The organism is Geobacillus zalihae NBRC 101842, from assembly GCF_001544135.1.
GTDB lineage: Bacteria > Bacillota > Bacilli > Bacillales > Anoxybacillaceae > Geobacillus > Geobacillus zalihae.
Window position 1 is genome coordinate 39,587 of sequence record NZ_BCPV01000004.1, and the last position, 23,402, is coordinate 62,988.

Annotated in this window: 28 protein-coding genes and 1 pseudogene; 10 read left to right on the forward strand and 19 right to left on the reverse strand. The window is 50.7% G+C overall.

Translation table 11 applies throughout. The features are described from left to right. Positions 1 to 332: 332 nt before the first annotated feature. The gene (locus GZ1_RS03290) at positions 333 to 650 is read left to right on the forward strand and encodes a hypothetical protein (RefSeq protein WP_157074354.1); all 318 of its coding nucleotides are present in this window, start codon (positions 333 to 335) and stop codon (positions 648 to 650) included. A gap of 127 nt (positions 651 to 777) precedes the next feature. Here GZ1_RS03290 and GZ1_RS03295 read toward each other — a convergent pair whose 3' ends face one another. The 4 genes from GZ1_RS03295 to pdxR all read right to left on the reverse strand — a co-directional run bounded on the left by GZ1_RS03295 (position 778) and on the right by pdxR (position 4,692). Beyond that, positions 778 to 1,281 carry a DUF1572 domain-containing protein gene (locus tag GZ1_RS03295; protein WP_060787859.1) on the reverse strand — a complete coding sequence of 168 codons (504 nt, stop codon included), beginning with the start codon at positions 1,279 to 1,281 and terminating at the stop codon, positions 778 to 780. A gap of 356 nt (positions 1,282 to 1,637) precedes the next feature. Beyond that, positions 1,638 to 2,417 (reverse strand): ABC transporter permease, encoded by a 780-nt coding sequence (locus GZ1_RS03300; RefSeq protein ID WP_240673862.1) that lies wholly within the window; start codon positions 2,415 to 2,417, stop codon positions 1,638 to 1,640. 4 nt (positions 2,418 to 2,421) lie between these two features. Next, positions 2,422 to 3,147 (reverse strand): ABC transporter ATP-binding protein, encoded by a 726-nt coding sequence (locus tag GZ1_RS03305; RefSeq protein WP_015374085.1) that lies wholly within the window; start codon positions 3,145 to 3,147, stop codon positions 2,422 to 2,424. Between the two features lie 165 nt (positions 3,148 to 3,312). Further along, complete coding sequence (gene pdxR / locus GZ1_RS03310; RefSeq protein WP_060787861.1) at positions 3,313 to 4,692, reverse strand: MocR-like pyridoxine biosynthesis transcription factor PdxR; 1,380 nt, start codon at positions 4,690 to 4,692, stop codon at positions 3,313 to 3,315. 120 nt (positions 4,693 to 4,812) lie between these two features. On the opposite strand from pdxR, the gene GZ1_RS03315 reads away from it, so the two are divergent. Genes GZ1_RS03315 through GZ1_RS03325 form a run of 3 tightly spaced genes read left to right on the forward strand, consistent with a single transcriptional unit; the run spans position 4,813 to position 6,819 of the window. After that, on the forward strand, positions 4,813 to 5,421 hold the full coding sequence (locus GZ1_RS03315; RefSeq protein WP_015374087.1) for an FMN-binding negative transcriptional regulator: 609 nt from the start codon (positions 4,813 to 4,815) through the stop codon (positions 5,419 to 5,421). A gap of 26 nt (positions 5,422 to 5,447) precedes the next feature. Continuing rightward, positions 5,448 to 6,089 (forward strand): LysE family translocator, encoded by a 642-nt coding sequence (locus GZ1_RS03320; RefSeq protein ID WP_033005411.1) that lies wholly within the window; start codon positions 5,448 to 5,450, stop codon positions 6,087 to 6,089. Positions 6,090 to 6,108: 19 nt separating this feature from the next. Continuing rightward, on the forward strand, positions 6,109 to 6,819 hold the full coding sequence (locus tag GZ1_RS03325; protein ID WP_060787862.1) for a B3/B4 domain-containing protein: 711 nt from the start codon (positions 6,109 to 6,111) through the stop codon (positions 6,817 to 6,819). Positions 6,820 to 7,395: 576 nt separating this feature from the next. On the opposite strand, the gene GZ1_RS03335 is transcribed toward GZ1_RS03325, so the two are convergent. The 4 genes from GZ1_RS03335 to GZ1_RS17990 all read right to left on the reverse strand — a co-directional run bounded on the left by GZ1_RS03335 (position 7,396) and on the right by GZ1_RS17990 (position 8,947). Next, positions 7,396 to 7,809, reverse strand: a complete 414-nt coding sequence (locus GZ1_RS03335; protein ID WP_020754811.1) for a hypothetical protein — start codon at positions 7,807 to 7,809, stop codon at positions 7,396 to 7,398. Next, positions 7,730 to 8,050, reverse strand: coding sequence for a hypothetical protein (locus tag GZ1_RS19170; RefSeq protein ID WP_015374091.1), 321 nt, complete (start codon positions 8,048 to 8,050; stop codon positions 7,730 to 7,732). The genes GZ1_RS03335 and GZ1_RS19170 overlap by 80 nt, the downstream gene beginning before the upstream one ends. A 71-nt stretch (positions 8,051 to 8,121) precedes the next feature. Continuing rightward, the gene (locus GZ1_RS03345) at positions 8,122 to 8,613 is read right to left on the reverse strand and encodes a YajQ family cyclic di-GMP-binding protein (protein WP_033005418.1); all 492 of its coding nucleotides are present in this window, start codon (positions 8,611 to 8,613) and stop codon (positions 8,122 to 8,124) included. A gap of 202 nt (positions 8,614 to 8,815) precedes the next feature. Further along, positions 8,816 to 8,947, reverse strand: coding sequence for a DUF3941 domain-containing protein (locus GZ1_RS17990; protein WP_008879040.1), 132 nt, complete (start codon positions 8,945 to 8,947; stop codon positions 8,816 to 8,818). 355 nt (positions 8,948 to 9,302) lie between these two features. On the opposite strand from GZ1_RS17990, the gene GZ1_RS03350 reads away from it, so the two are divergent. Beyond that, on the forward strand, positions 9,303 to 9,659 hold the full coding sequence (locus GZ1_RS03350; protein ID WP_255211266.1) for a Fic family protein: 357 nt from the start codon (positions 9,303 to 9,305) through the stop codon (positions 9,657 to 9,659). A gap of 56 nt (positions 9,660 to 9,715) precedes the next feature. On the opposite strand, the gene GZ1_RS03355 is transcribed toward GZ1_RS03350, so the two are convergent. The 4 genes from GZ1_RS03355 to GZ1_RS03365 all read right to left on the reverse strand — a co-directional run bounded on the left by GZ1_RS03355 (position 9,716) and on the right by GZ1_RS03365 (position 12,248). Further along, positions 9,716 to 10,579 (reverse strand): DegV family protein, encoded by an 864-nt coding sequence (locus GZ1_RS03355; protein WP_060787864.1) that lies wholly within the window; start codon positions 10,577 to 10,579, stop codon positions 9,716 to 9,718. 175 nt (positions 10,580 to 10,754) lie between these two features. Next, entirely contained in the window at positions 10,755 to 10,955 is a 201-nt protein-coding gene (locus GZ1_RS03360) for a DUF3813 domain-containing protein (protein ID WP_060787865.1), read from the reverse strand. 2 nt (positions 10,956 to 10,957) lie between these two features. Then, the gene (locus GZ1_RS19175) at positions 10,958 to 11,110 is read right to left on the reverse strand and encodes a hypothetical protein (RefSeq protein ID WP_011230248.1); all 153 of its coding nucleotides are present in this window, start codon (positions 11,108 to 11,110) and stop codon (positions 10,958 to 10,960) included. 331 nt (positions 11,111 to 11,441) lie between these two features. Next, positions 11,442 to 12,248: a Cof-type HAD-IIB family hydrolase gene (locus GZ1_RS03365; protein WP_060787866.1), complete on the reverse strand. Its 807-nt coding sequence runs from the start codon at positions 12,246 to 12,248 to the stop codon at positions 11,442 to 11,444. A gap of 116 nt (positions 12,249 to 12,364) precedes the next feature. Between GZ1_RS03365 and GZ1_RS03370 the strand changes: the two genes are divergently transcribed. The 4 genes from GZ1_RS03370 to GZ1_RS03385 all read left to right on the forward strand — a co-directional run bounded on the left by GZ1_RS03370 (position 12,365) and on the right by GZ1_RS03385 (position 16,272). After that, on the forward strand, positions 12,365 to 13,132 hold the full coding sequence (locus GZ1_RS03370; protein ID WP_015374105.1) for an alpha/beta fold hydrolase: 768 nt from the start codon (positions 12,365 to 12,367) through the stop codon (positions 13,130 to 13,132). A 200-nt stretch (positions 13,133 to 13,332) separates the two neighbouring features. Next, positions 13,333 to 13,704, forward strand: coding sequence for an ArsR/SmtB family transcription factor (locus tag GZ1_RS03375; RefSeq protein ID WP_033005425.1), 372 nt, complete (start codon positions 13,333 to 13,335; stop codon positions 13,702 to 13,704). Next, positions 13,694 to 15,820 (forward strand): heavy metal translocating P-type ATPase, encoded by a 2,127-nt coding sequence (locus GZ1_RS03380; protein WP_060787867.1) that lies wholly within the window; start codon positions 13,694 to 13,696, stop codon positions 15,818 to 15,820. Before GZ1_RS03375 ends, GZ1_RS03380 begins: the two co-directional genes overlap by 11 nt. 206 nt (positions 15,821 to 16,026) lie before the next feature. Continuing rightward, positions 16,027 to 16,272: a hypothetical protein gene (locus GZ1_RS03385; protein ID WP_015374108.1), complete on the forward strand. Its 246-nt coding sequence runs from the start codon at positions 16,027 to 16,029 to the stop codon at positions 16,270 to 16,272. An 80-nt stretch (positions 16,273 to 16,352) separates the two neighbouring features. On the opposite strand, the gene GZ1_RS03390 is transcribed toward GZ1_RS03385, so the two are convergent. The 6 genes from GZ1_RS03390 to GZ1_RS03415 form a co-directional block, all read right to left on the reverse strand. Further along, entirely contained in the window at positions 16,353 to 17,102 is a 750-nt protein-coding gene (locus tag GZ1_RS03390; RefSeq protein ID WP_033005429.1) for a Fic family protein, read from the reverse strand. A 191-nt stretch (positions 17,103 to 17,293) separates the two neighbouring features. Beyond that, positions 17,294 to 17,596 (reverse strand): metal-sulfur cluster assembly factor, encoded by a 303-nt coding sequence (locus GZ1_RS03395; protein ID WP_015374110.1) that lies wholly within the window; start codon positions 17,594 to 17,596, stop codon positions 17,294 to 17,296. Positions 17,597 to 17,618: 22 nt separating this feature from the next. Beyond that, positions 17,619 to 18,869 carry a hypothetical protein gene (locus GZ1_RS03400; protein ID WP_060787868.1) on the reverse strand — a complete coding sequence of 417 codons (1,251 nt, stop codon included), beginning with the start codon at positions 18,867 to 18,869 and terminating at the stop codon, positions 17,619 to 17,621. After that, complete coding sequence (locus tag GZ1_RS03405) at positions 18,866 to 19,075, reverse strand: DUF2249 domain-containing protein (protein WP_013146125.1); 210 nt, start codon at positions 19,073 to 19,075, stop codon at positions 18,866 to 18,868. The genes GZ1_RS03400 and GZ1_RS03405 overlap by 4 nt, the downstream gene beginning before the upstream one ends. Before the next feature lie 3 nt (positions 19,076 to 19,078). After that, positions 19,079 to 19,312, reverse strand: a complete 234-nt coding sequence (locus tag GZ1_RS03410; protein WP_060787869.1) for a DUF2249 domain-containing protein — start codon at positions 19,310 to 19,312, stop codon at positions 19,079 to 19,081. A 237-nt stretch (positions 19,313 to 19,549) separates the two neighbouring features. Next, on the reverse strand, positions 19,550 to 20,242 hold the full coding sequence (locus tag GZ1_RS03415; protein ID WP_015374112.1) for a Crp/Fnr family transcriptional regulator: 693 nt from the start codon (positions 20,240 to 20,242) through the stop codon (positions 19,550 to 19,552). A 232-nt stretch (positions 20,243 to 20,474) separates the two neighbouring features. On the opposite strand from GZ1_RS03415, the gene GZ1_RS03420 reads away from it, so the two are divergent. Beyond that, on the forward strand, positions 20,475 to 22,838 hold the full coding sequence (locus GZ1_RS03420) for a nitric-oxide reductase large subunit (protein WP_060787870.1): 2,364 nt from the start codon (positions 20,475 to 20,477) through the stop codon (positions 22,836 to 22,838). Between the two features lie 329 nt (positions 22,839 to 23,167). On the opposite strand, the pseudogene GZ1_RS03430 reads toward GZ1_RS03420, so the two are convergent. Continuing rightward, positions 23,168 to 23,402, reverse strand: a pseudogene (locus GZ1_RS03430) (hypothetical protein); the annotation flags it as partial.

Genomic DNA, 23,402 nt, shown 5'->3' on the forward strand with positions numbered 1-23,402 from the left:
TCCGTCACGCTTTAGCGTGACGGAAGACCGAACAACGACTCGCTTCACAGACCCATTCCTGGGTCTTTAAGCGGCGTTGTTCGGTCACTCGACAATCGGATGCAATGACCGGTAAAGTTAAAGCTTTACATTGCATCTATACAATCAGAGCAGGCGCCGCCCTCTGTAATAGGGAGATGGGCGCCTGCTTGTCGTTTGCGTAAAGGGTTGCGCCGCTTCCCTAGCACGCGGGAACGAAGAAGCCCATGGGCGGCTTCACATACAAGAAGGGATCGGACGCAGGGAAGAAGAATAGAAAGACATGATATGATGAAAAAGAGGAGGTGGGAACGTTGCCCAATCATTTGCCTATGGAAGAAAATGTGATGGATATGCTCATCGGCGGCTTTTCGGTTGTGATGTTGATCGCGGTTGTGACAATCGTTTTTCTTTGGCGAAGGAATCGAGAAGGGCGAGTGTTTCTGTGGATATTGGCCCATTTCTTGTTGCTGTCTCTGGCTGTTTCATTTGCGCTGAAGGCGATTTCCTTTGATCTTACCCATGCGCAGGCATCCGAAGAAATCTCCCTCCTTCTTGGCAAGGCGGGGAGGGCGTGGGGAGCGGGGATGGTTTGTTTGTTGGTCGGTATTGTGAAACTTTCAAGGCGCTGACCGTGATCCCGATAAGCGATAGGATTGGGAAGGAACAACAAGCAACAAAAAGAAGCCATCCACCTTTATCGGCTGACGGTTCCGAGGGGTGGATGGCGTTTGCAAGATGATTCGAGTAAGGAGTTGCCTATGTTGTTTTTCGATTTCTTGGTATGGTCAGTGTTTTCCAGTTGTTTGTGTTCAGCTGTTTCGCGATATAGACGATTTGCCCGATATGATACGAATAATGGTACATTTGCCGCTCAATGGCTTCGATGACGGAATGGGGTTCGCCGCGGATCGTGACCGTCCGCAACAAATCCGTTTCTTGCAGTTCGTTCAGCGTCTGAAAGAAAGCAGACCACCCCTTTTCCCAGCAATCCATGACTTCTTTGCGCGTATGGAAGTCGTTAATAAACTCATCATCGCGGTTTCGGTCCGGTTTTTCCCCATCCGATGACAAAAAGTCTGTCCAGCGCGACACCATATTTCCGCTCATATGTTTGACAATGATGGCGATGCTGTTTGTCTCCTCATGAAAGCAATGGAACAGCTGTTCCTCCGAACATTGGTCCATAGCCCGTTCGGCGGTCTTTTTCATGTCGAGAAAGCGCGCGCGCACCACTCGCAAATATTCTTGGCCGATGTTCATTCACACACCTCCGTCAAAGAAATGCCATCTCTTTTATTCGCCGTCGATGCGGTGATTTCTTTCTATGTGACGGCAAAAAAAAAAGCAACGCCTTGGGCGGACATGACTATGGGTCATGTTTTCGAAGCAGGCGAGTGAATAATCTGATCATAGCGGCACGCTTCTTTGCCCGTGTTGATCAACTGATGTTCGCAGCCGGCGTCGGAATAAAGAGAGCTCTCTTCGCGCAAGATGTCCGTGTTATGAAAACTCCTTTGCTTTCCCTGAGTGCCGAGGATTCATTCGGCATGGTCGCGAAAACATCCTCTCGATTTTCGCCGAAAGGGTGCAAAAGGTGAGGGATAACGTCCACTCTTTTAGACGTAGCTTCCGATTTTTCCATTTTTTCTCGCCCAATGCCATTGTTGCTTCAAGACCAATGAGCCCATGGCCAGCCAGAATAGCGAGATACCGAGAGCAGGAAAGAATACGGGCCATCCTTCATTCACTCCTTGCACGGCCCAAGAAAGAGGAGAAAAGCAGTTGAGAATATGAAACGCTGTCGGCAATACATTCGAAGATAGAAAAAATCCTGAGAAGATCAATAAATAATAAAGCAGCACCTCGGTAACGGCTCCCACTTGCTTTAAGCGAAGGGACAGCCCTAAAATGAACACGCCGATTCCCGTCATCCCGATGAGGCTGACGCCGCCAAAGATGACGATCTCCGTTATCATGGATGCGATTCCCGAGAGAATTTCGGAAAATCCGATCATCAAAGCCGCACAAATGAAAAAGAGCGTCACCCACATGGACGATAACGCGATTTCAGCGATCACTACGCCGATCAAAATTTTCCATGGAGCAGTCTTGGTGGAAAGCACTTGCTCGGCGGTGCCGAGATACGCTTCTTCGATCACCGTGTTGCCGAGCTTCGAGATCAAATGAGCACTTAAGTACCAAAGGCTGAAACCGAACAGTTTGACCGTCGCTTCTTTTCCGGTCTGTATCGGGCTTGCGTACAGCGTACCGAGAAAAAAGACAAATTTAATGATAAGTCCAACGGTAAAATCGAACCAATACCGACGATACTCTGCCCTTTTTTTCAAAAAGGAAGCCCATACGACATTCAAAATTTGCGGGGACAACCGACTCACCTCCTTAGGCGGATAGGTTGGAACGAACAGCGGCCAAAAAATGAGTTTCAAGGTCGGCTGGAGTTGAAAAATGTTCTTTTGTGCCACTCCAAACGATTTTTCCGTCTTGGATAAAGACAAACTTATTTCCAACGGCGTGGGCAAAAGGAATGTCATGGGTGGTGATGAGAACGGCTTTCCACCATTGGTTTTCTTCCGTTAACATGGTGCGGATATGATGCTGCGACTCCACATCAAGGCCAAGAGTCGGCTCATCAAGGAACAAAAACGGCGCTCCTTTCATTAAGGCGATCGCAAATGCCAGTTTTTGTTTCATCCCACGTGAAAGGGTTTGGGTAAGACGCTCAGCGTATGGGGTTAGATTCAACACGGCCATCATTCGTTCGGCTCTTCGTTTTGCTTCAGCACGACTCCATTTGTTCAGCAAGCCGAAGTATAAGAGATTTTCCAAAACAGTTAAATAGGAATAGGAGTTGTCAGCTTCTTCAAATACGACCGCAATCGACTCGCGTGCTTCATCTGGATGGCGGACAACATCCACTCCATTGACATAGATGCTGCCGCTGTCTGGTGCGGTAAGCCCGATGATGCACCTTATTAAAGTAGTTTTTCCGGCTCCATTCGGCCCTAACAGAATAAGCCGATCCCCTTCAACCAGTTCGAGAGAGACATCATGTAATACTTGGCGGTTTGGCGGATAGATTTTGTTTACGTCTTGCACGGTGATCATTTTTTTCTACCCTTTCTTTTCCTGTATTTAATTGCATTATACAAAAAAAGAAAAAAAGTAAATATTTAAAATTAACGTGACATTAGAAACCGATCAAAAATACACGCCAAGACAGGGACTCCGGGAGCTTGTGTAAAAAGAGGGTCGTTTTCCTTGAAGTCGTCGTCAACACCACGCTTTTTTGAGCAGTTGGACTCCAAGCTCAATATCCTCGAGCGACAAGCCGCTAAAACCGATCTTGATCATGGGTTGGTCCGGCTGTTGGTTCACAAAATAGCGCGAAGTGGGATACACTTTTACCCCACACGATAGGGCGCGCTGAAGCAACTGTTCTTCTGTACAATCCGACTGAACTTTGATTAACACGTATAAACCGGACTGTTCGCCAATAATGGAGATCATATCTCCAAATGCTTTTCGCAGCAGTGATGTTAAGTGCTCCATTTTTCGTCTATACACGAGGCGCATGCGTTTAATATGGCGGCCCCATTCCCCCTCCTCCATAAATTTGGCCATCGCCAATTGGCTGAGGATGGACGCAGTGCTTTCGAAAAGGCGAAACCGCTGCTGATAACGGTCCAAAAGCGACGGCGGCAACACCATGTAACTTAAGCGAATCCCAGGCAGAAACGATTTTGAGAAATTGCCCAGATAAATGACTCTTGACGAATCAATGGAGGAAAGAGCAGGAAACGGCTTTTGCGTGTAACGGAATTCGCTGTCGTAATCGTCCTCGATAATATAGCCATCGACGTTGTTCACCCATTGAATGAGCCTGTGCCGCTGCTGGATCGGCATGCTGACTCCCATGGGGCTTTGATGCGAAGGGGTGACATAGATGAGCCGCGATCGCCTGTTCTCGAGCGGCGAAAGATCGATGCCGGTTTCGGAAACAGGCACCGTTTCCAGCTGAAAGCGGTGAAACAAAAACGCTTCTCTGGCGCCGTCATAGCCAGGGTCTTCGACGATCACGCTGTTGAACTCATCTTTTAGAATATGGCCAAGGGAGAGAAGTATTTGCTGTGTGCTGCTTCCAATGATGATGGCGTTTGGCTCTGTGATCACCCCGCGGGATTCGAGAAGATAGATGGAGATTTGTTTGCGCAAGCATAATTCCCCAAACGGATCCCCATAGCGAAAACATCCTTTGGCCGCCAATACTTGATTGGAAATTCTTCTCCATGCTTTAACGGGGAAATGATCGGCATCGACGGTATCGGCGCGAAAATCGACAACAACGGACGTTGCTGCTTCCCTTGCCGATTGGCGTGCAGAAATGCGGGCTTTTGGAATGAAAAGAGGTTCCACTTCATTGGCAAAATACCCTTTTCGTTTTTCCGCGCGAATATATCCTTCCGCTACTAGCTGTTCGTAAGCCATTAAAGTTGTGTTCCGGCTGACATTTAATGATTCGGCGAGTTGGCGAATGGAAGGAAGCGGCTCATTAGCTCGAATGTCGCCTTGTTCAATCAATGATTTCAATTTTTCGTAGATTTGCTTGTATTTAGGCGAGCCGTCCTTCAAGTCAAAAATGATCGTCTTCATGTTCATCCTCCTGACATGTTTATTTTTTTGTTATTGTCACTTTTTTTATGTCAGTTTTGATTATATTATACATTGTGAACAATGGAATGCTGTAATTGAAAAGATGGGGGGAGAGGACTGATGTATATTCCGAAGCATTTTGTCATCAACGATATGTCTGTCGTCTATGAGGTGATCGAGGAGAACAGTTTTGCCACCTTGGTGTCGATGCATCAAGGGGAGCTGTTTGCCACCCATTTGCCGCTGTTGCTCGATCGAGAGAAAACGTGTTTGTACGGCCATTTTGCCCGTTCGAATCCGCAATGGAACGACATTCAACATCAGACGGTCTTGGCGATTTTCCACGGTCCGCATTGTTATATTTCTCCTTCTTGGTATGAAACGAACCAGGCGGTGCCAACATGGAATTATGTGGCCGTCCATGTGTATGGGAACGTGGAGTTGATCGACGATGAAGAAGAAATCATGCAGTCGCTGCACGATATGGTAGAAAAATACGAAGCACCGGGCAGCCGTTACCAGCTGTCAGAGGTCGATTCTAGGATGCTGTCCGGCATGAACAAAGGAATTCAAGCTTTCAAAATCATCATCAAACGAATCGAAGGAAAAGCCAAGTTGAGCCAAAACCATCCTGCACACCGACAAGAACGGATCATCAAGCAGCTCGAGCAAATGCCATTTGAAAACGAAAAGCAAATCGCTTTCCTGATGAAAAAGCAACAGCAGTGAAATAGAAAATGAAGGAGTGAGATGTGATGGATCTTGCGGCGATCGGTGTGTTTATAGTGGCAGCCACGGCGCTGCTCATCGTCCCCGGACCGGCAGTATTGTACATCATGGCTAGGAGCATGAGCCAAGGAACGAAAGCAGGGGTTGTACCGGTGCTCGGCGTAGCTTTTGGGGGCGCTGTCCATGTTATCCTTGGAGCCGTGGGCGTTTCCGCGATTTTGATGACATCGGCGGCTGCCTTTACGATGATCAAATATTTAGGAGCCGTTTATCTTATCTATTTGGGAGGCAAAACGTTATTTTTTGCTTCCACCAAGGATGAGGAAATCCCGAACACGAAGGCCAAGGAGAAAACATTGGCGCAAGTGTTTTACGAATCTCTATTTGTCGAAGTGACCAATCCAAAAACAGCGCTCTTTTTTCTTGCCTTTTTTCCCCAATTTATTTCGCCTTCTGCTGGATCGGTGGCTGGTCAATTTTTGCTTTTGGGGGAGATATTTGTTGTTCTCGCCTTGCTGAATGACAGCTTGTATGCCATGTTGGCCGCGGGCATCCGAAAACGGCTGGCTGCCAAGAAAGGAAGTGTGAAGGTGATGAACCGGGTGGCGGGCTGTTGTTATATCTTGTTAGGACTATTCTCCGCATTGGCGAACCCTTCGAAACCGTAAGGAAATGGAGGAGTGAATGATGACACGTTTTGTTGTTGAAGACGATGTTTGGGCCATATTTCCCCATGCCAAAATCGGTGTGGTCGTTGCCCAAGGGATTGACAACAGCATCAAGAATGCCAGTGTTTACGAACAAATGCTGCGGGAGGCGGAGAAAGAGGCACGGAAATTCCTAGAGTTTGAAGAGTTGAGCCGCAACCCCGTCATCAGTGTTTGGCGAGAGGCATTTCGACGATTCAGAACAAAAAAAGGGGCGCGTTGTTCGGTTGAAGCGCTGTTGAAAAGAGTGAAAAACGGCCATCACATTCCAACGATCAACCCGCTTGTGGATATCTATAACTGTATTTCATTGCGCTACGGGCTTCCATGTGGTGGAGAGGATATCGACACATTTGTCGGCGACATCCGGCTGGCGCTGGCGGATGGCAATGAACCATTCATCCCGTTGGGAGGAGAGGAAAACGACCCACCGTATGAAGGGGAAATCGTGTATAAAGATGACATGGGAGTCATATGCCGCTGCTGGAATTGGCGGGAAGCCCAACGGACGATGCTCACCGAACAGACGAAGCGCGCCTTTCTTTGCATGGAATCAATAGATGACACAAGGCATGAAGCGCTTCATCAAGCGTTAGAGGAACTGGCCTGTTTAATACAACGCCATCTTGGCGGTACAGTGAAGAAGCACCTATTGGATGCCCGTCATTCGGAAATACCGATAATAGATTAAGGATCGCTTCAGCCGCTTTGCTCTGGTTGCTTCTGCATCGGCCGCCCCGGCGGGGAAGGGGAGGCGATGCGCCTTGTGAGGCCGATTGTCGGAGCGGCGCTGGTGATCACTGTTGCCGATGTTCTGGTCGGAAGAATGGTTGGCGTCTGATGATGGTTGTCTGTTTAACATTTATCGCTTTTGCCGGTCATTGCACCCGGCTGTCGGGTGACCGAACAACGCTGTTTCCAGGTTGTTGTTCGGTCTTCCGTCAAAGATATGTGAAACGATTTCGTTGCATCTATATATGCAGCCACTCTTTCACAAAATCAGGAAGTGATTCGCGCCAACAGTCGCGCCACCATAATCGAAGTTTTTTAGTGCTCCATCCGATTTCGGTTGTGCGGAGCGAATGAATGCGCCAATACATCGGCCCGCGGAGAAATACACTTTTCCAAGCAGCCGCTTCCAATTGCTTGGATGATAAAACGGCTGGATGCGAATCACTTTCTGTGAAGACAACGGTTTTGGAAGAATGTTCATTGATGCCAGCGATCCAGGATTGAGATACACTCGCTCCCCTGGAAACGACAGTTTCTACGTTTTTCCTATGTTGACGGTATAGTCGGCATGAGGGGAGAACAAGTGAAACAGATGGAATAGCTGCAAAATATCCGGGGCTGTATGCATTTGGATGTCAACGCACTGATCCAATGGATATCGCTTCACCTCAACGGAAGAGATGAGATAGAGCGCATGGTCGTGTTGGTCATAAAACAGGCGGAGCGAACGAAAAAGCGCCATCCGTTTGAAAAGTCCCGCCGTCATCGATAAAAAGCCGTATAAGAGAAACAGCTCCACAACGGGAGATGGAGAGCCAATCCAAAAATACGGAATGGCGATGCCGATGAATAAGGCCGAGAAGCCGATATCAAGCAACGCTCGCGTTTTTTCGCGCGGAACAAGAATTTTCTTTTGCTCCTTTCGCTTGCAGTTCGGCCATGATGTCATATGTTGGCACGCGGTTTCGTTTTGGCAGCGGGATGACTTCACAACTGAGCCAAAACGCGCCGAACATCGCAACAGACTGCAGCAATCCGCCTTGAACAAAACCGCACCATGCCCAAACCGCTCCAATCAATGCAGCGAATAGCCGGACGTATAAGGCTGCGTTCCATCTTTCCAATTTTTTGGACGCCCATTGAAGGGAAAAGCCGAGAAGAAACGAAACAACCATCCCCCAATCAGACACACTTGCTTCCTCCCCCTATAAACATCACTCTTCTATATGATGAAAAAACAGGCAGCGCGCTTCTGCCTGTTTCAGCGGTAGTTCACAAACTGCACGTCAATCGGCAAATCGGCTTCGCGAATGGCGGCGATCACCTTTTGCAAGTCGTCTTTGCTTTTTCCGCTGATGCGGATTTGGTCGTCTTGCACTTGGCTTTTCACTTTCAAGCCGGTGTTTTTGATGATCGTGTTGATCTTTTTCGCATTCTCTTTGTCGATCCCTTGGACGAGCTTGGCGCGCTGGCGCACCGTGCCGCCTGCGGCCGGCTCGATTTTGCCGTATTGGATGTTTTTCGTCGCCACTCCGCGCTTAATGAGCTTGCCGATGAGCACATCTTTCAGCTGCTCAAGCTTAAACTCGTCGTCGGAGATGAGAACGAGTTCGTCTTTCTCGAGCGAAATGTCGCTTTTGCTTCCTTTGAAGTCATAGCGCGTCTTGATTTCTTTCATGGCGATGTTGATGGCGTTCGCCACTTCCGCCAAATCGACTTTCGATACGATATCGAACGAACTTTCTTTGGACATAAGCAACCTCCCGGGCGTGTGATGTACTTTCATTATAGAAAAAGGTGGGAGGAAAGACAACAATGATCAAAGAGGCAAGAAGGTCGGTTTCGTCTTTTAGCTGGAAGAGGCCGGCATGTAGCGCCATGCTGAAAGTGGGGGCTTGGTGCGGGGGGAACAATGTGAAAAAGGCGGTGTTTCGGCCGCCTTTTTGTCATTTTGCTCATAGATGATCCGTCTTCTTCGAATACGCGAATTTCCCGGCTTCGCGGTTTTTCTCGCGCATCATGTTTTTCTCATGGCGCTTCGCTTGGTTGTCGCGCGCTTTTTTGTCGTTGTCGCTCGTGTTTGGCATCGGTAGCCCTCCCTTGTTTCGATCGTCCATCATTAGTATGCGGCAAATGGAAATAAACTATATGGAAATAGGGGAAGGTAGTTTATGGAAAGATAAATGGAGAATTTTTCTTCACAAATGGTTCGCCACAGAGTATAATTAAGTGCAAAAATAGAGATAAATGTTTGTAATAAGGTAAATATAGGTGTTTAACGATCATTTTTTAATAAAAATGTTCATAAAGGGCAATAGAAAATGAAACGAAACCCGTTTGTCCCCTTCAAGCTTCCGCTTAGCGAAGATGTCGTGAATCAAATGCGTTTTCTTTTTTGTCAGCGATGTGCTGGAACGGGATAAGCACAAGTATTACCGCTATTTGAATGATACACGCTACACAGGAGACTGGACGCAATGGATTCAATTTTTCCTGCAATGTGTCCATTTGCAGGCGAAACAAAATGTTCGATTGATTCAAAAAGTAAACGATTTGTATGAAGAAGATTTGGAAAAGGCAAGCGCGCTTGTGAACAGCCATCATATTCGAACCGTTGTCAATGTCATGTTCCAGCACCCGATTTTTACCGCGAACATGATGGCGGAGTTGACCGGTTTGCCGGAAGCAACGGTTCGGCGCTATTTGAATCGGTTTGAGGAGCAGAAGCTCATTTTTTCGGATGGCCGGATGCGGTCCAAAACGTACTACTACTACAACCTTCTTGATCAACTTCGGTGATGAAAACAGGCGCCTGTGTTGGGCAGGCGCCTTTGTTTCGTCCAGCGGGAAAGGCGTCAGATCTCAATATATTTGCTCAGAAAAAAGAGAGCAATCGTCCCCGGTCCGGCGTGGGCGCCGATGGCGCTGCCGATGTCGGAGAGGAAAAAGCGCGTGCAGCCGTGCGTTTCTTCGATCATTTGTTTCAGCTCCAAGGCGGTTTCTTCGTCATCGGCATGGCTGATGCCGATCGTTTGCTTTTGCAGGTCGTCGCCGCGTTCACCCATCAACTCGACCATTCGTTTCAACACTTTTTTCCGCCCGCGCCATTTTTCAAGCGGGACAAGCGCTCCGTCCTCGACGTGGAGAAGCGGCTTGATGTTGAGCAAGCCCCCAAAGGCCGCGGCGGTTTTGCTGATGCGGCCGCCGCGCGCCAAGTAATCCAAGTTGTCAACGGTGAAAATGTGTTCCATATGGCGGCAGTACGATTCGATCGTTTCACAAAGCAAGTTGTACGGTGTGTTTTGTTTCGCCAGCTCGACTGCCTTCATGACGGCGAGCCCTTGGCCAAGAGAGGCGCATTTCGAGTCGATGATTGTCAGGCGAAATTCCGGATATTCATCAAGCAGCTCGCTGCGCACGGCCACCGCTGTTTGGTATGTACCGGATAATTTCGATGAAAAGGCGATGTAAAGGCATGGCCGGTTTTCTTTGGCGTATGGCAAAAACAGCTCCTTCATCGCCAGCGGGCTTGGCTGTGCCGTTTTCACCGTATGCCCCTGGCGCATGGCGTCATATACTTGCTTCGGCTCGATTGTGATGCCGTCTTCGTAATCTTGGCCGTTCCAATGAACGACAAGCGGCAAAAAGGCGATTTGATGCTCGCGAATGTACGATTGAGGCAAATCCGCGCCGCTGTCGGTGATGATTTGAATGGACATCTTTCGTCCTCCTCTTTTCTCCTTTCGTGTTCCCCACGGCTCTATCAGATGAACGAACCGTTTCCGCAGGTGAACGGCGATTCATGTTTCTATGTTCAGTGTAGCGGTTTTCAGCTCAGAATACAACGGAAAATCGGGGACGAGAGAAAAAAGAGCTGCGGGAAGCCCGCAGCTGTTATTGAGTGAGCTCATCAAGCTCGGCTTGAAATTGACGCAACTGCGCTTTTTCCGCCGTGTTGGAATGCGCATAGGCAGATGACAAGGCGTTTTTGGCGATGGCAATGGCGCGGTCGACGCTCATGTCGATCTCGCCGCTTTTGGCTTGTTTCGCCTGCGCGACCGCTTTGCGCGCCTCTTGGAACAGGCGGTTGCCCATCGCTACGCTCCTCCAAGCGACGTTTCCATCGCTTTTTCCGCTTTGCGCGCTTCCGCCTCGGCGTACGTTAAATGGTAAGGGATTCGCTTGTCATGCCGTTCAACCGCATCGACGCTTTGCTGGACGAAACGCTTCGATTTGTTTCGTTTGCCCATGACCGATTCCCCCTTTAAAAAGTTGAAGACGCGCGTTGCGTCACGTATAGTGTAACCGCACGGGGGGAACAGTAGTAAGGAAATTCGTTACAACACAAGTCGCTCTACAAAACGGCAAGGCGGTTGGAGCAAGGTGAAAAGAGGAGCATCAGCCAGCGTTTAGATTGTAGGAAGCAGATAAGGCTGGCGATAGAGCGAGGAAAACGCTCCGGCAAAGCGTTCGCCAACGGAGCAGCATCGAAACGGTTCTTTTTTGGAGAAACGCGCTTTTTCGTCCACCCTTAATGGATGGCGCCAAAAAAAGGCGGCTCGGAAGCCGCAACGATGGAAACTACAAACGAAGCAAATCCTGCAAGTATACACCGACGCCGTCTTCTTCATTGGTTTTTGCCACATCGTCGGCAATAGTTTTCAACGGTTCGATGGCGTTGCCCATCGCAACACCGAGACCGGCCCAATCGATCATTTCGAGGTCGTTGTCTTCATCGCCAAAAGCAATGACGCGCTCCCTTGGGATGCCGAAGTAGTTGGCGACTTGTTTTAAGCCCGCGGCCTTATGGACGCCATGGCGGATGATTTCAATGACATGCCACGGTTCGCTCCAACGCCGTTGGTGGATGACGTTGGCGTACACATTCGCTAAGTGTGATTGAATCCGCTCGATATGATCATCGTCTGTGTACACGAGCACGCTCGTCGGATCTTTGCCGAGCGAGCGGCGCAAATCACCGATTTCCACGGTCGGGTTGCCAAGGCGGACGATGTCAAGCAAGACGTCGTCGTGTTGATGAAAATAAACATTGTCTAACACTTCGGCCATCATATTCTTGATTCCATAGGATTCGCTGATTTCAACAATGTCTTTGACGACCGCAAGCGGCAGCGGGTAATGGTGCATGCCCCACGACGGCTGGCGCGGATGGTGGACAAACGCGCCGTTGAAATTGACGATCGGCGTTGTAAGCCCGAGTTCCTCGTAATACATACGGCTTGCCCGGTACGGGCGGCCGGTGGCGATGACAACAAAATGGCCAGCGTCGATGGCGCGGCGGATGACGTCTTTGGTAAATGGAGAAATCGTTTTATCCTCTTTGAGCAACGTTCCATCCAAATCCAACGCGATTAAATACGGCTTCATGTCCGACTCCTTTGCCCTCGTTATTCTTTACACTACATAGTGTAACTCTTTTCCAAAATCGCTGTCCATATGGTACACTATACAGCGATGGAAAAAGAAAAGGGGTTTGTGCAACCATGGTGATCATTGAACAGGAACAGTTGGCCGGCGTGCCGGTTCTTCACGTTGTCAAGCCGGAAAAGCGGGACGAACGGCTGCCGCTGATTTTCTTTATCCACGGCTTTACGAGCGCCAAAGAACATAATTTGCATTTCGGCTACTTGCTTGCGGAGGCGGGCTACCGCGCTGTGCTTCCCGACGCGCTGTTTCACGGCGAGCGGGACGAAGGCTTGAGCGAACGAAAATTGCAGCTGTCGTTTTGGGACATTGTCGTGCGCACGATCACCGAAATCGAGGAGATGAAAAACGACCTTGTCAGCCACGGATTGGCGGATCCTGAACGGATCGGGCTCGCTGGGACATCGATGGGCGGCATCGTCACGTTTGGCGCGCTCGCTGTGTATCCATGGGTGAAGGCGGCGGTGGCGCTTATGGGCTGCCCGAACTACAGCGCCTTTTTTGACGCGATGATGGAAGAAGCGAAACGGCGTCAGATTGACATCCCGATGCCGCCGACGCTGCTTGCGCTCGAAAAAGAAAAGCTCGCCCGCTACGATTTATCCAAGCAGCCGGAAACACTCGCCGGGCGGCCGTTGTTCATCTGGCACGGGAAAGCCGACCAAGTCGTCCCGTATGCTTATACATATGAGTTTTACAAGCAAATTAAACCACTTTATGAAGGAAACGAAGATCGGCTGCAATTCATCGCCGATCCGCACGCCGGCCATAAAGTGACGCGTGAAGCGTTTTTGGAGACGGTGCGCTGGTTTCGCGAGCATGTGTAAGCAAAATCGGCAATGAGGAAACGAACATGTTTGTGGTCAGCTAAAGCGTGCTTCACAAGAGGGAATCCGCCTTTTAAACAAAAAAGGCGGATTTTTCGTTTGAGCACATTTTTTATTCAAATGAATATTTGAATATAAGGGGGAGATATGCTATTCTATATTCAAATGAATATTTGAATATTGACAAGGAGCGAGAAGGAATGCACCGTCATGATGTGTGCGACGTTTACTGTTATGACGACGAGAAGGTCGAGCGGGTTCAGCGGCGGCTTCGCGATGAACCAATTGCCGAGATTGTCCCTTTTTTTAAGGCGCTTGCCGATGAAAACCGGGCGAAGATCGTGTATGCGCTTTGCGGTGAAGAGGAGCTGTGCGTCTGTGACCTCGCAAACGTGATTGGGGCGACAGTGGCGACGGCATCACATCATTTGCGCATTTTGTATAAGCAAGGAATTGTGAAATATCGAAAAGAGGGGAAACTGGCCTTTTACTCGCTGGATGACGACCATATTCGCGAGCTGCTGCTTGTCGCGCTCGCCCATCGGAAAGAGGGGGACGGCCGTGGGGAATGAACAAACATTGGATCGGCTTGAGGCCAAAACATACCGCGTGCAAGGACTGACGTGCACAAACTGCGCAGCTAAGTTTGAGCAAAACGTGAAATCCTTGCCCGGCGTGAAAGAGGCGAAAGTGAATTTCGGCGCCGCCAAGCTCACCGTTTGGGGCGAGGCGACGATTGATGAACTTGAGCAGGCAGGAGCGTTTGAACAGTTGACCATTCGTGAAGAACGAGAGCGCACGGTTCAGCGAGAGCCGTTTTGGAAGCGAAAAGAAAATCGAAATGTCTTCGCCTCTGTGGCACTGCTTCTGTTTGGCGTTGCGGCGGATGCGGCAGACAAGGGGATGCTGGCGATTGCGATGTATTTGGCGGCGATCGTGATCGGCGGCTACTCACTGTTTTGGACGGGGCTCCGGAATTTGGTCAGCTGGCAGTTTGATATGAAAACGTTAATGACGATCGCCATTCTCGGTGCAACGGCGATCGGGGAATGGCAGGAAGGGGCGGTTGTTGTCATTTTGTTCGCCATCAGTGAAGCGCTCGAGCGCTATTCGATGGAGAACGCGCGGCGGTCGATCGCTTCGTTGATGGAGATGGCGCCCGTTGAAGCGATCATTCGTCGCGGCCCCGAGGAAATGACCGTTCCGGTCGAAGACGTTCGCGTCGGGGATGTCATGATCGTCAAGCCGGGTGGAAAAATCGCTTTGGACGGCATTGTCATAAGCGGCGCCTCGACAGTGAATGAAGCGGCGATCACCGGCGAAAGTCTGCCGGTGGAAAAAACAGTGGGAGACGCAGTGTTTGCCGGGACGCTGAATGGAGAAGGATTCCTCGAAGTTGAAGTGACAAAACGGGCGGACGAGACGACATTGGCGAAAATGATTGATCTTGTGGAAGAGGCGCAAGCGGAGCGGGCTCCGATGCAAGCGTTTGTCGACCGGTTTGCCCGCTATTATACGCCGTTTGTGATCGTGACCGCGCTTCTGATCGCTCTTGTGCCGCCGCTCGTGATGGGTGGGGAGTGGCTTGATTGGATTTACCGCGGTCTTGCCGTTCTTGTCATCGGCTGCCCGTGCGCGCTCGTCATCTCAACGCCGGTGGCGATTGTGACGGCCATCGGCAACGCGGCCCGGCGCGGCGTGCTCATCAAAGGCGGGGTATATCTCGAACAAATCGGACGGCTGCGGGCGGTGGCCTTGGATAAAACGGGGACGTTGACGGAAGGGAAACCAGCCGTGACCAATGTCGTCGTATATGAAGGGACACGTGAACAGCTGTTGGCTATCGCCGCCGCCATCGAAAAACGATCGCAGCACCCTTTGGCTTCGGCCATCATCCGCAAAGCGGAAGAGGAAGGAGCGCCGTTTCTTGACGCGTCAGTTGATGCGTTTCAGTCGTTGACCGGAAAAGGAGTCAAGGCCGCTGTCGGAAACGAAACGTATTATATCGGCAGCCCGGCCTTGTTCACCAGTTTGATCGGGAAGTTGCCCGATGAAGCGGAAAAGCAAATCTCTGCCTTCCGAGACGAAGGAAAAACCGTGATGGCCGTCGGCACGACCGATCGGCTGTTGGGTCTTATCGCCGCGGCCGATCAACTGCGGCCGTCCGCACCGGAAACGGTCGCCGCGCTGCGGCGCCTTGGAGTGGCGGAAGTGGTGATGGTGACGGGCGACCACGAGCAAACCGCACAGGCCATTGGCCGCCAAGCGGGCGTATCCGATATTCGCGCCGGGCTGCTTCCGGAACAGAAGCTTTCGGCGATCCGCGAGTTGAAACAGCGCTGCGGCATAACCGCCATGGTCGGTGACGGGGTGAATGACGCCCCTGCCTTGGCCGCGGCCGATATTGGTGTGGCAATGGGCGGGGCGGGGACGGATGCCGCCTTGGAAACGGCCGATGTTGTGCTCATGGCCGATGATTTGCGCCAGCTGCCGTACACCGTCCACCTTGGGCGCCGAACGCTTGCCGTCATCCGGCAAAACATCGCCGTCGCCTTAGGGCTTAAAGTGCTGGCACTCGTGGCCGCCGTCCCGGGCTGGCTCACCCTTTGGCTCGCGGTGTTCGCCGATATGGGCGCGACGCTGCTCGTGACATTCAACAGCATGCGCCTGCTGCGGGTGAAGGAATGAACGGGGGCTCCGGGCAACGGGGAACGGACCGTTTTCCGCCCCTCTGGGGGATTTGTCCTCCTTCGTGGAAAATAGTGGTGCTTTCTGACAACGAGAGACGGTATAATGCAGAGGAAAACAGCAAAGCGGATTCGGTTGGATGTTTGGGATGGCGGTTGTTAGATGTTTTGTTCTGTTTAGGAAAATCATAGGGAAGAGGGGGCGTCATGAAGGGATCTCGAGAAGAAGAGAGGCATGAAACGCAACGGATAGAAGAGGTTCAACGGGTGGACGACCGGGTGTTTTCGCCGACCGAAGAGTTGGATCGGATCGCTGCGGGAGGGGCGATGAAGCGGGAAGCCCTCGATTGGCGAGGATTTCCCCGGTGGATTCGATATGTCGGATACATCGCCTTCGCTTTTTTTGTCATCGTTCCTTTGATGGCGTGGTTGTGGAACGTGTTGCTTGAATAGCCGATCAAATGCCAACCTTAGAATTGGAGCAAGAAAGACACGGAATCATGTCCACTTCCGTGTCTTTTTCTTGTACTGTTTCATTCGTCTTCCATCCCTAACGCGTACAAATAGTGGCGCAAGCTTTCTTCGACACATGCGGCGATCAGTTGAATGAACGGAGTAACCTCACCCTCGACGCTCGCTTTTTCCAGCGTTTCGTAATACTTCCGGCGCTGTTCTGGGTTTGCTTTCACAATAGCGGGCGGATAGCCATGCTGCATTAAAATGAAATTCATCATTAAGCGGGCAGTTCGTCCATTTCCGTCAGCAAATGGATGAATGGATACGAGCTGAAAATGGAAACGAGCCGCCAGTTCGATTGGATGAAGAGCATATTGATTCGTTTCATACCAAGAAAACAATCGATTCATTTCATCTTGTACATGCAAAAAGTGAGGGGGGGTGTACGAGCTGCCGGAAATGCGCACATTGTATGTTCGATATTTCCCGGCATTTTCATTGTCAATGCTCTTTAATACTAAATAATGGACCTGTTTCAACACGTGCTCGGTCAAATGTTCTTTGTTTGCGACTAACTCTTCAATAAAGTCAATCGCCTCCGCATGGTTAATCGCTTCCAAATGTTCCTTGAGTCGTTTTCCACCAATGGTAATCCCTTCTTCTACGACTAGCTTTGTTTCTAACAAGGTTAACGTATTGCCTTCGATGGCGTTAGAATGGTATGTCCATTCGATCCGAAATGATTCCCGCAAGTTTTTCACCAACCCTGGAGGCAAAGGGCGCAACGCATCCAACCGTTGTTTCAGCTCGTCGATTTTAGCAAACATCGCTCTCACCTCTTGGTATATGATTCGCGGCCTCGATTCGTTTTTCCTTTAAATAGCCAAGCGATGGCTCTCGTTTTTTCTATATGATACAGAAAATAAAGGGCGGGGAGTGTTCAGCAGTTGCAGGACAATGAAACAACCGTCCGCCCAACACGGGCGAACGGCGAAAAGGGATGGAAAAGTGGACCGTTTCAGGAAAAATGCCCAAGCTGACGGAGCGCTTCTTCGCTCATCCGTTCCGGCGTCCAAGGCGGGTTCCATGTCACTTGGACGCGCACGTCGCGGATGCCGTCGATTTGTTCGAGCGCCCGTTTGACGCCGCGGGCGATCGAGTCGTGAAGCGGGCAGCCTGGGGTCGTGAGCGTCATCAGGACATTGATATGCCCATCTTCGATTTTTAAGTCATAAATTAACCCTAAATCGACGACGTTAATGCCGAGCTCCGGATCAAGGACCGTTTTCAGCTGTTGAATGGCAAGTTTGCGGACATCCATCGTTCTTTTCCTCCTCATTCGCTTACTTTCGGAAGACCGTTAAAATCGTTCCGGCAAAAGCAACGCTTAATCCAGCCAACAGCACTTGAGTGATGGCGAACAGCGGCACGCTCGCGACAGCAAGCGCCACAGCCGCCAGCGCGAGGGCGATGAGCCATAGGCGGCATTGGACGGTGACGGCTCGCTCATTCATCATTTGCTTTAACGTCGGCACGTTTTGTTGGCCGACTTTTTCGCTGTAGCGATGCGTCCACCATAAAAACGGCACGATTTTGAGCAAATAGCCGATGATGCTAAACAGGATCCAGCCAACAATGAATAGATAAACAATGATGCCAAGCAGCCGTCCGCTGCCGACAACGATGGCGGCAAAGGCGGCAACGTGCAGCGCAAGGCCGATGACGATGGCCGAAAGCGAAAAGCGGAACGGGCGGTCAAGCGTTTTTTTCATCCGCTTTTGCAAAATGGCGCGGATATGCCAGACGAAAACAACGAATCCGCTCATGAGCAAGGCTGCACCGGCTGCAAGCCATGCGTGGCTTCGCAAGAATAAGCTGGCGAACGCCACCGCAATCCCGCTGATGTACAGCGCATAGACGTAACGCGCCGGCCGCAGCGAAAAGCCGTGGGCGAGCGAGAACATCGGCGCCATTTTGTACGAAAAGCCTATGATGAGCAGTGTGAACCAGCCGCACAGCCCAAACAGCACATGCAGCCCGAACACCACTTCATGACTGTTAGCGCCTTTGGCGGCGAAAAAGTGAAACGCCAAGAGCCCTCCGGCCGCCGCCGTCAGCAGCAAAAACAACAGCGATGTGGCGACAAAGAGGGTCATGACGTTTTTCGTTTCTTGTTTTCTTAACGTCATCGCCATTTGCCAGACGAATAGGATGATGCCAAGCAAAAGCAACAAGCTGGGAAGAAACGCCCGGTTTGGCGCCGCCGCCAGGCTTACGGCAAATGCGACAATGCCGGCCGCTGTCACTGCAAATTGCCAAAAGCCGAGCCGCTCGCTCCAAATCGGCGTCAAAAAGGCGACCGGAACGAGCTGATACATCGCCCCCATGGCCGTCATCAACGCAAAGCCAAGCAACGCCAGGTGGGCCGCCGCCCACACGAACGGCAACCGGAACGCGCCGCTGCTAAGTGAGGGAATCGCTCCAAGCAACATAAGCTGCGACGCGGCGAACGCCAACACGGCGAACATGATAAACGAGAACGGAAGACGGACGTCTGTTTCTGTCCCCGTGCGAGTAGGAAACACGTTGCTCATCCTTTCGTAATGCGGATTTCAAAACTGCCGTCTTCGCGTGCGACCGTCTCGTGCCGGTAGCCGAGCTCATCAAGCTGCTCGTACAAAAACATCGGGCGGCGGTCGTTAATGATCGTCAGCGTCTCCCCAGGATTCAGCTTCGCGAGGGCAGCGAGCGTCCGCATCATCGGCTGCGGCGGCTCGAGTCCGCGGTTATCGAGGATCATCGGTCATCCCCCCTGCTTCACAAACGTTACTTTCCAATGTTTTTTTTCGATTTGTTCGGCCTCGTACGTAAATCCTTTCGCTTTCATAATCGGAAACAGCGGCAGCGGCTTGAATGGAGCGTGCAAAATGAACGTATCGCCCGGTTTGAGCGGCTTAATGGCGTTCATAATTTTTTCAAACGGCTCCCGTTTCTGCCGCAAATCTTCGCGCACATCGAGTTCAATCGTCACACCCATGCGCTTTCCCTCCTTTTTGACTATCATGATAATCATTTTCACTGCGGAATGTTGTGATATAGCTCACATCTTTCGGCCGAAACATGACATATTCCACTTTGGAAAAAAGGTTTCGTCTTCGTTTGAAAGGGCGGAATAGCATGTTTCAGAAAGATGGGCTTGCCCAAGTGTTTGAAAGGAAACCCCATCAGCTCCATTGCGCATCCCGACCGGTGCCGGACGATGGGGAAAAAGGAGTTAGAAAAAGATTTCTTGTTCGAGCCCTTCGCGGTCAATCAAATAAAAGCCGTGTTCGTCGACGTCAATCAGCCCTTTCCGTTTCAGCTGGCTCAACGTGCGGCTCACCGTTTCCCGGGCGGTGCCGATCATGTTGGCCAGCTCGCGGTTCGTCACATGGGCGGTGAGCCGATGCCATTTCCCTTGCTTGACGGCGTTCGTGCGCGTCAACCGCAACAAAAGCAGCACGATTTGTTCGTACGTATTATGGAGCACTTGCGCCTCAAGCCGGTTTTGCAAGTCGACGATTTTTTCGCCCATGACGCGGAACAGTTTTATGCAAAGTTCAGGGCTCGCCATCAGCACTTGTTCGAAATCGTGGATCGGGATCGCGATCAATGTCGCTTCCTCGACCACTTCGGCGTGGGCCGGATAGGTGCCTTTTAAGAAAAAGCCGGCATGCGGAAACATTTCTCCCGTCTGCAAAATCGAGATGATTTGCTCTTTCCCGCTGAAGTCCGTTTTATAAATTTTTACCGTGCCGGAATGAATGAAATAGACTCGCTCGAGCGGATCGCCTTGCATAAAGACGAACGTCCGCGGCTTGTAAACGCGCACGTGGGAAATGGCAACCAGCGAATCAAGCTCGTAATCGGACAGTTCACGAAACAACGGAACAGCTTTTAAGCGGTCTTTCATCCAATGGTTCGCCATGGCGTTCTCTCCTTTGGAAATGTGACAAACGTGTGACAGCTGACAACGGAACATCAATGCTTTTCTCTTTTTGAACATCCGCGTCGTTTGGCCTTTTCTGCCTTCATTGTATACATTCCCACGCCATAAAGCTGTGATATAAATCATAACAGACATTTGCCCCAGCTCACAAACCGTCCTCGGTTCAGCACGCTACAATGGGGGCGAACAAACGAGAAGGAGGTTGTCTCATATGGAAGTTCATCGATCCGTTCGCCCCAACATGCGGCCGGGGCGGCAAACGACCAACAGTTTTCTCAAATCGATTCTCATTTTCACTATTGTGATCAGCTTCACCGTCCTGCTTGTCGGCGGGTATTGGATTTTTAAAGAAATGGCGCCAAGGCCGAAGGAAGTGCGCAGTGAAGATGGCCAAGTGTTGATGACGAAAGAAACGATCATCGGCGGGCAGGCCGTCTTCCAAAAATACGGGCTGATGGATTACGGAACCGTGCTTGGACACGGGTCGTATATGGGGCCGGACTATACGGCGGAAGCGTTGAAAATTTATACGGAAGGCATGCAAGATTACAAAGCAAAAGAGCGGTATCACAAACCGTTTGCCGATTTAACCGCCGATGAGAAAACGATCATCCGCGAACAAGTCATCAAGGAAATGCGAAAAAACCGCTACAACCCGGTTACGGATGTTCTCGTCCTGACGGATGCGCAAGTATACGGGTTGGAAAAAGTGCGCGACTACTACCGCGATGTCTTCACCAATGGCGACGGCTGGGGATTGAAAAAAGGATTGATCAAAGAAAGCGACATGCCAAAATCGAACCGTGCCTGGGTGGCGGATGGCGACCAAATCAAGCAAATTGCCGACTTTTTCTTCTGGACCGCCTGGCTGTCAAGCACGCCAAGACTTGGCGACCACATCACCTATACGAACAACTGGCCGTACTATGAGGACGCCGGCAATACGATGTCGTTCTCGGCTGTCTGGTGGAGCGGCGCGAGCGTCACGATTTTGATTTTGTTTATCGGGATCATTTTGTACGTCTTCCACCGTTATCAACTAAGCATGCAAGAAGCGTATACAGAAGGAAAGTTTCCGGTCATCGACTTGCGGCGGCAGCCGCTTACTCCGTCGCAAGTGAAAGCGGGCAAATATTTCGTTGTCGTCGCCGCGCTCTTTTTCGTGCAAGCGATGTTTGGGGCGCTGCTCGCCCACTACTATACGGAACCGGACAGCTTCTTTGGCATCAAATGGATCCATGACCTGTTGCCGTTTAACATCGCCAAAGGATATCATTTGCAGCTGGCGATTTTCTGGATTGCCACTGCTTGGCTTGGCATGGGGATTTTCGTTGCTCCGCTTGTCGGCGGGCAAGAGCCGAAAAAGCAAGGGCTGCTCGTCGATCTGCTCTTCTGGGCGCTTGTCGTGCTTGTCGGCGGCAGCATGATCGGCCAATGGCTAGGCGTCAACGGCTACTTAGGGAACGAATGGTTTCTGTTTGGCCATCAAGGTTGGGAATACATTGAGCTCGGCCGCGTTTGGCAAATCATTTTAGTCGTGGGCATGCTGCTTTGGCTGTTCATCGTCTTCCGCGGCGTCAAACGAGGGCTGAAGCAAGAAAGCGACAAAGGCGGGCTCATTCACTTGCTGTTTTACTCAGCCATCGCCGTTCCGTTCTTTTACATCTTCGCGTTCTTTATCGAACCGGATACGAACTTTACGATGGCGGACTTTTGGCGCTGGTGGATCATCCACTTATGGGTCGAAGGCATTTTCGAAGTGTTCGCCGTTGTCGTCATCGGGTTTTTGCTCGTCCAGCTGCGGCTTGTGACGAAAACATCGACCGTCCGGGCGCTTTATTTCCAATTTACGATTTTATTGGGCAGCGGTGTGATCGGCATCGGCCACCACTATTACTACAACGGTTCACCGGAAATCTGGATCGCCCTTGGCGCCGTGTTCTCGGCGCTCGAAGTGATTCCGCTCACGCTCCTTATTTTGGAAGCGTACGAGCAATACAAAATGATGCGCGACGGCGGAGTCAACTTCCCGTATAAAGCAACATTCTGGTTTTTGATCTCCACAGCGATCTGGAACTTGGTCGGCGCCGGGGTGTTCGGCTTTCTCATCAATTTGCCGGCGGTCAGCTACTTTGAACACGGGCAATTCTTAACGCCGACCCACGGCCATGCGGCGATGATGGGCGTGTACGGCATGTTTGCGATCGCCGTGCTTCTTTACTCGCTGCGCAACATCGTCAAACCGGAAGCATGGAACGACAAATGGCTGAAATTCTCTTGCTGGATGCTGAACATCGGCCTGGCTGGCATGGTTCTCATCACGCTTCTCCCGGTTGGGGTGCTGCAAATCAAAGAAGCGTTTGAACACGGCTATTGGGCGTCTCGTTCGCCTTCGTTTTTGCAACAAGATGTCGTACAAAATTTGCTGCTTGTCCGCTTTGTTCCGGATACGATCTTTTTGATCGGCGTCGCCGCCTTGCTTGTCTTTGCCATCAAAGCGATGTTCCATTTGCGCAAACCAACTCACGGCGAAGGGGAAGAGCTGCCGGTGGCGAATTTGGCGGAGGAAGAATAACCAAAACGGGGCTGACCCAAAACGCGAATGCGTTTTGGGATTAGCCCGTTTTTACACGAAATATAGAAGAGAATCGTTCGTTTTCTGGCAGAATAGAGTCACCATAAACCACTATCACCGAAAAAGGAGCGATTCTTTTATGACACATCATCATATTTTTGAAGAGTGTACCGTGGATCACCTCACGTTGCCAAGCGATATCATTCCATTGGATCATATGGCTCATGTAGTTTACGAAATCGCCAAGCGCATTCCGATGGAGACGTTTCTTCCTTACTATAAAAGGCGGCCACACCTAAGAAAGGTAGGGAGGGATGCTCTCTCCTTGCTTATGGTGCCTTAATAAGACGAATGCTGGAAATTGCCGCTTCTTGTTCAATCGAACGCCTAGAAAGAAGATCTAAAATCCGTTCGTGCTTTTCCATGTTTTGTTCTATTTTCTTAACGATTTCATTTGTTTCAAGCACTGCTTGTTGGACGAAAACAAACTCTTGCTTCGTGACCATATTGGCTTTGACATGATCTAATTCTTTCATTAGGTTGTTCTTTACGTCCTCAAGCTCC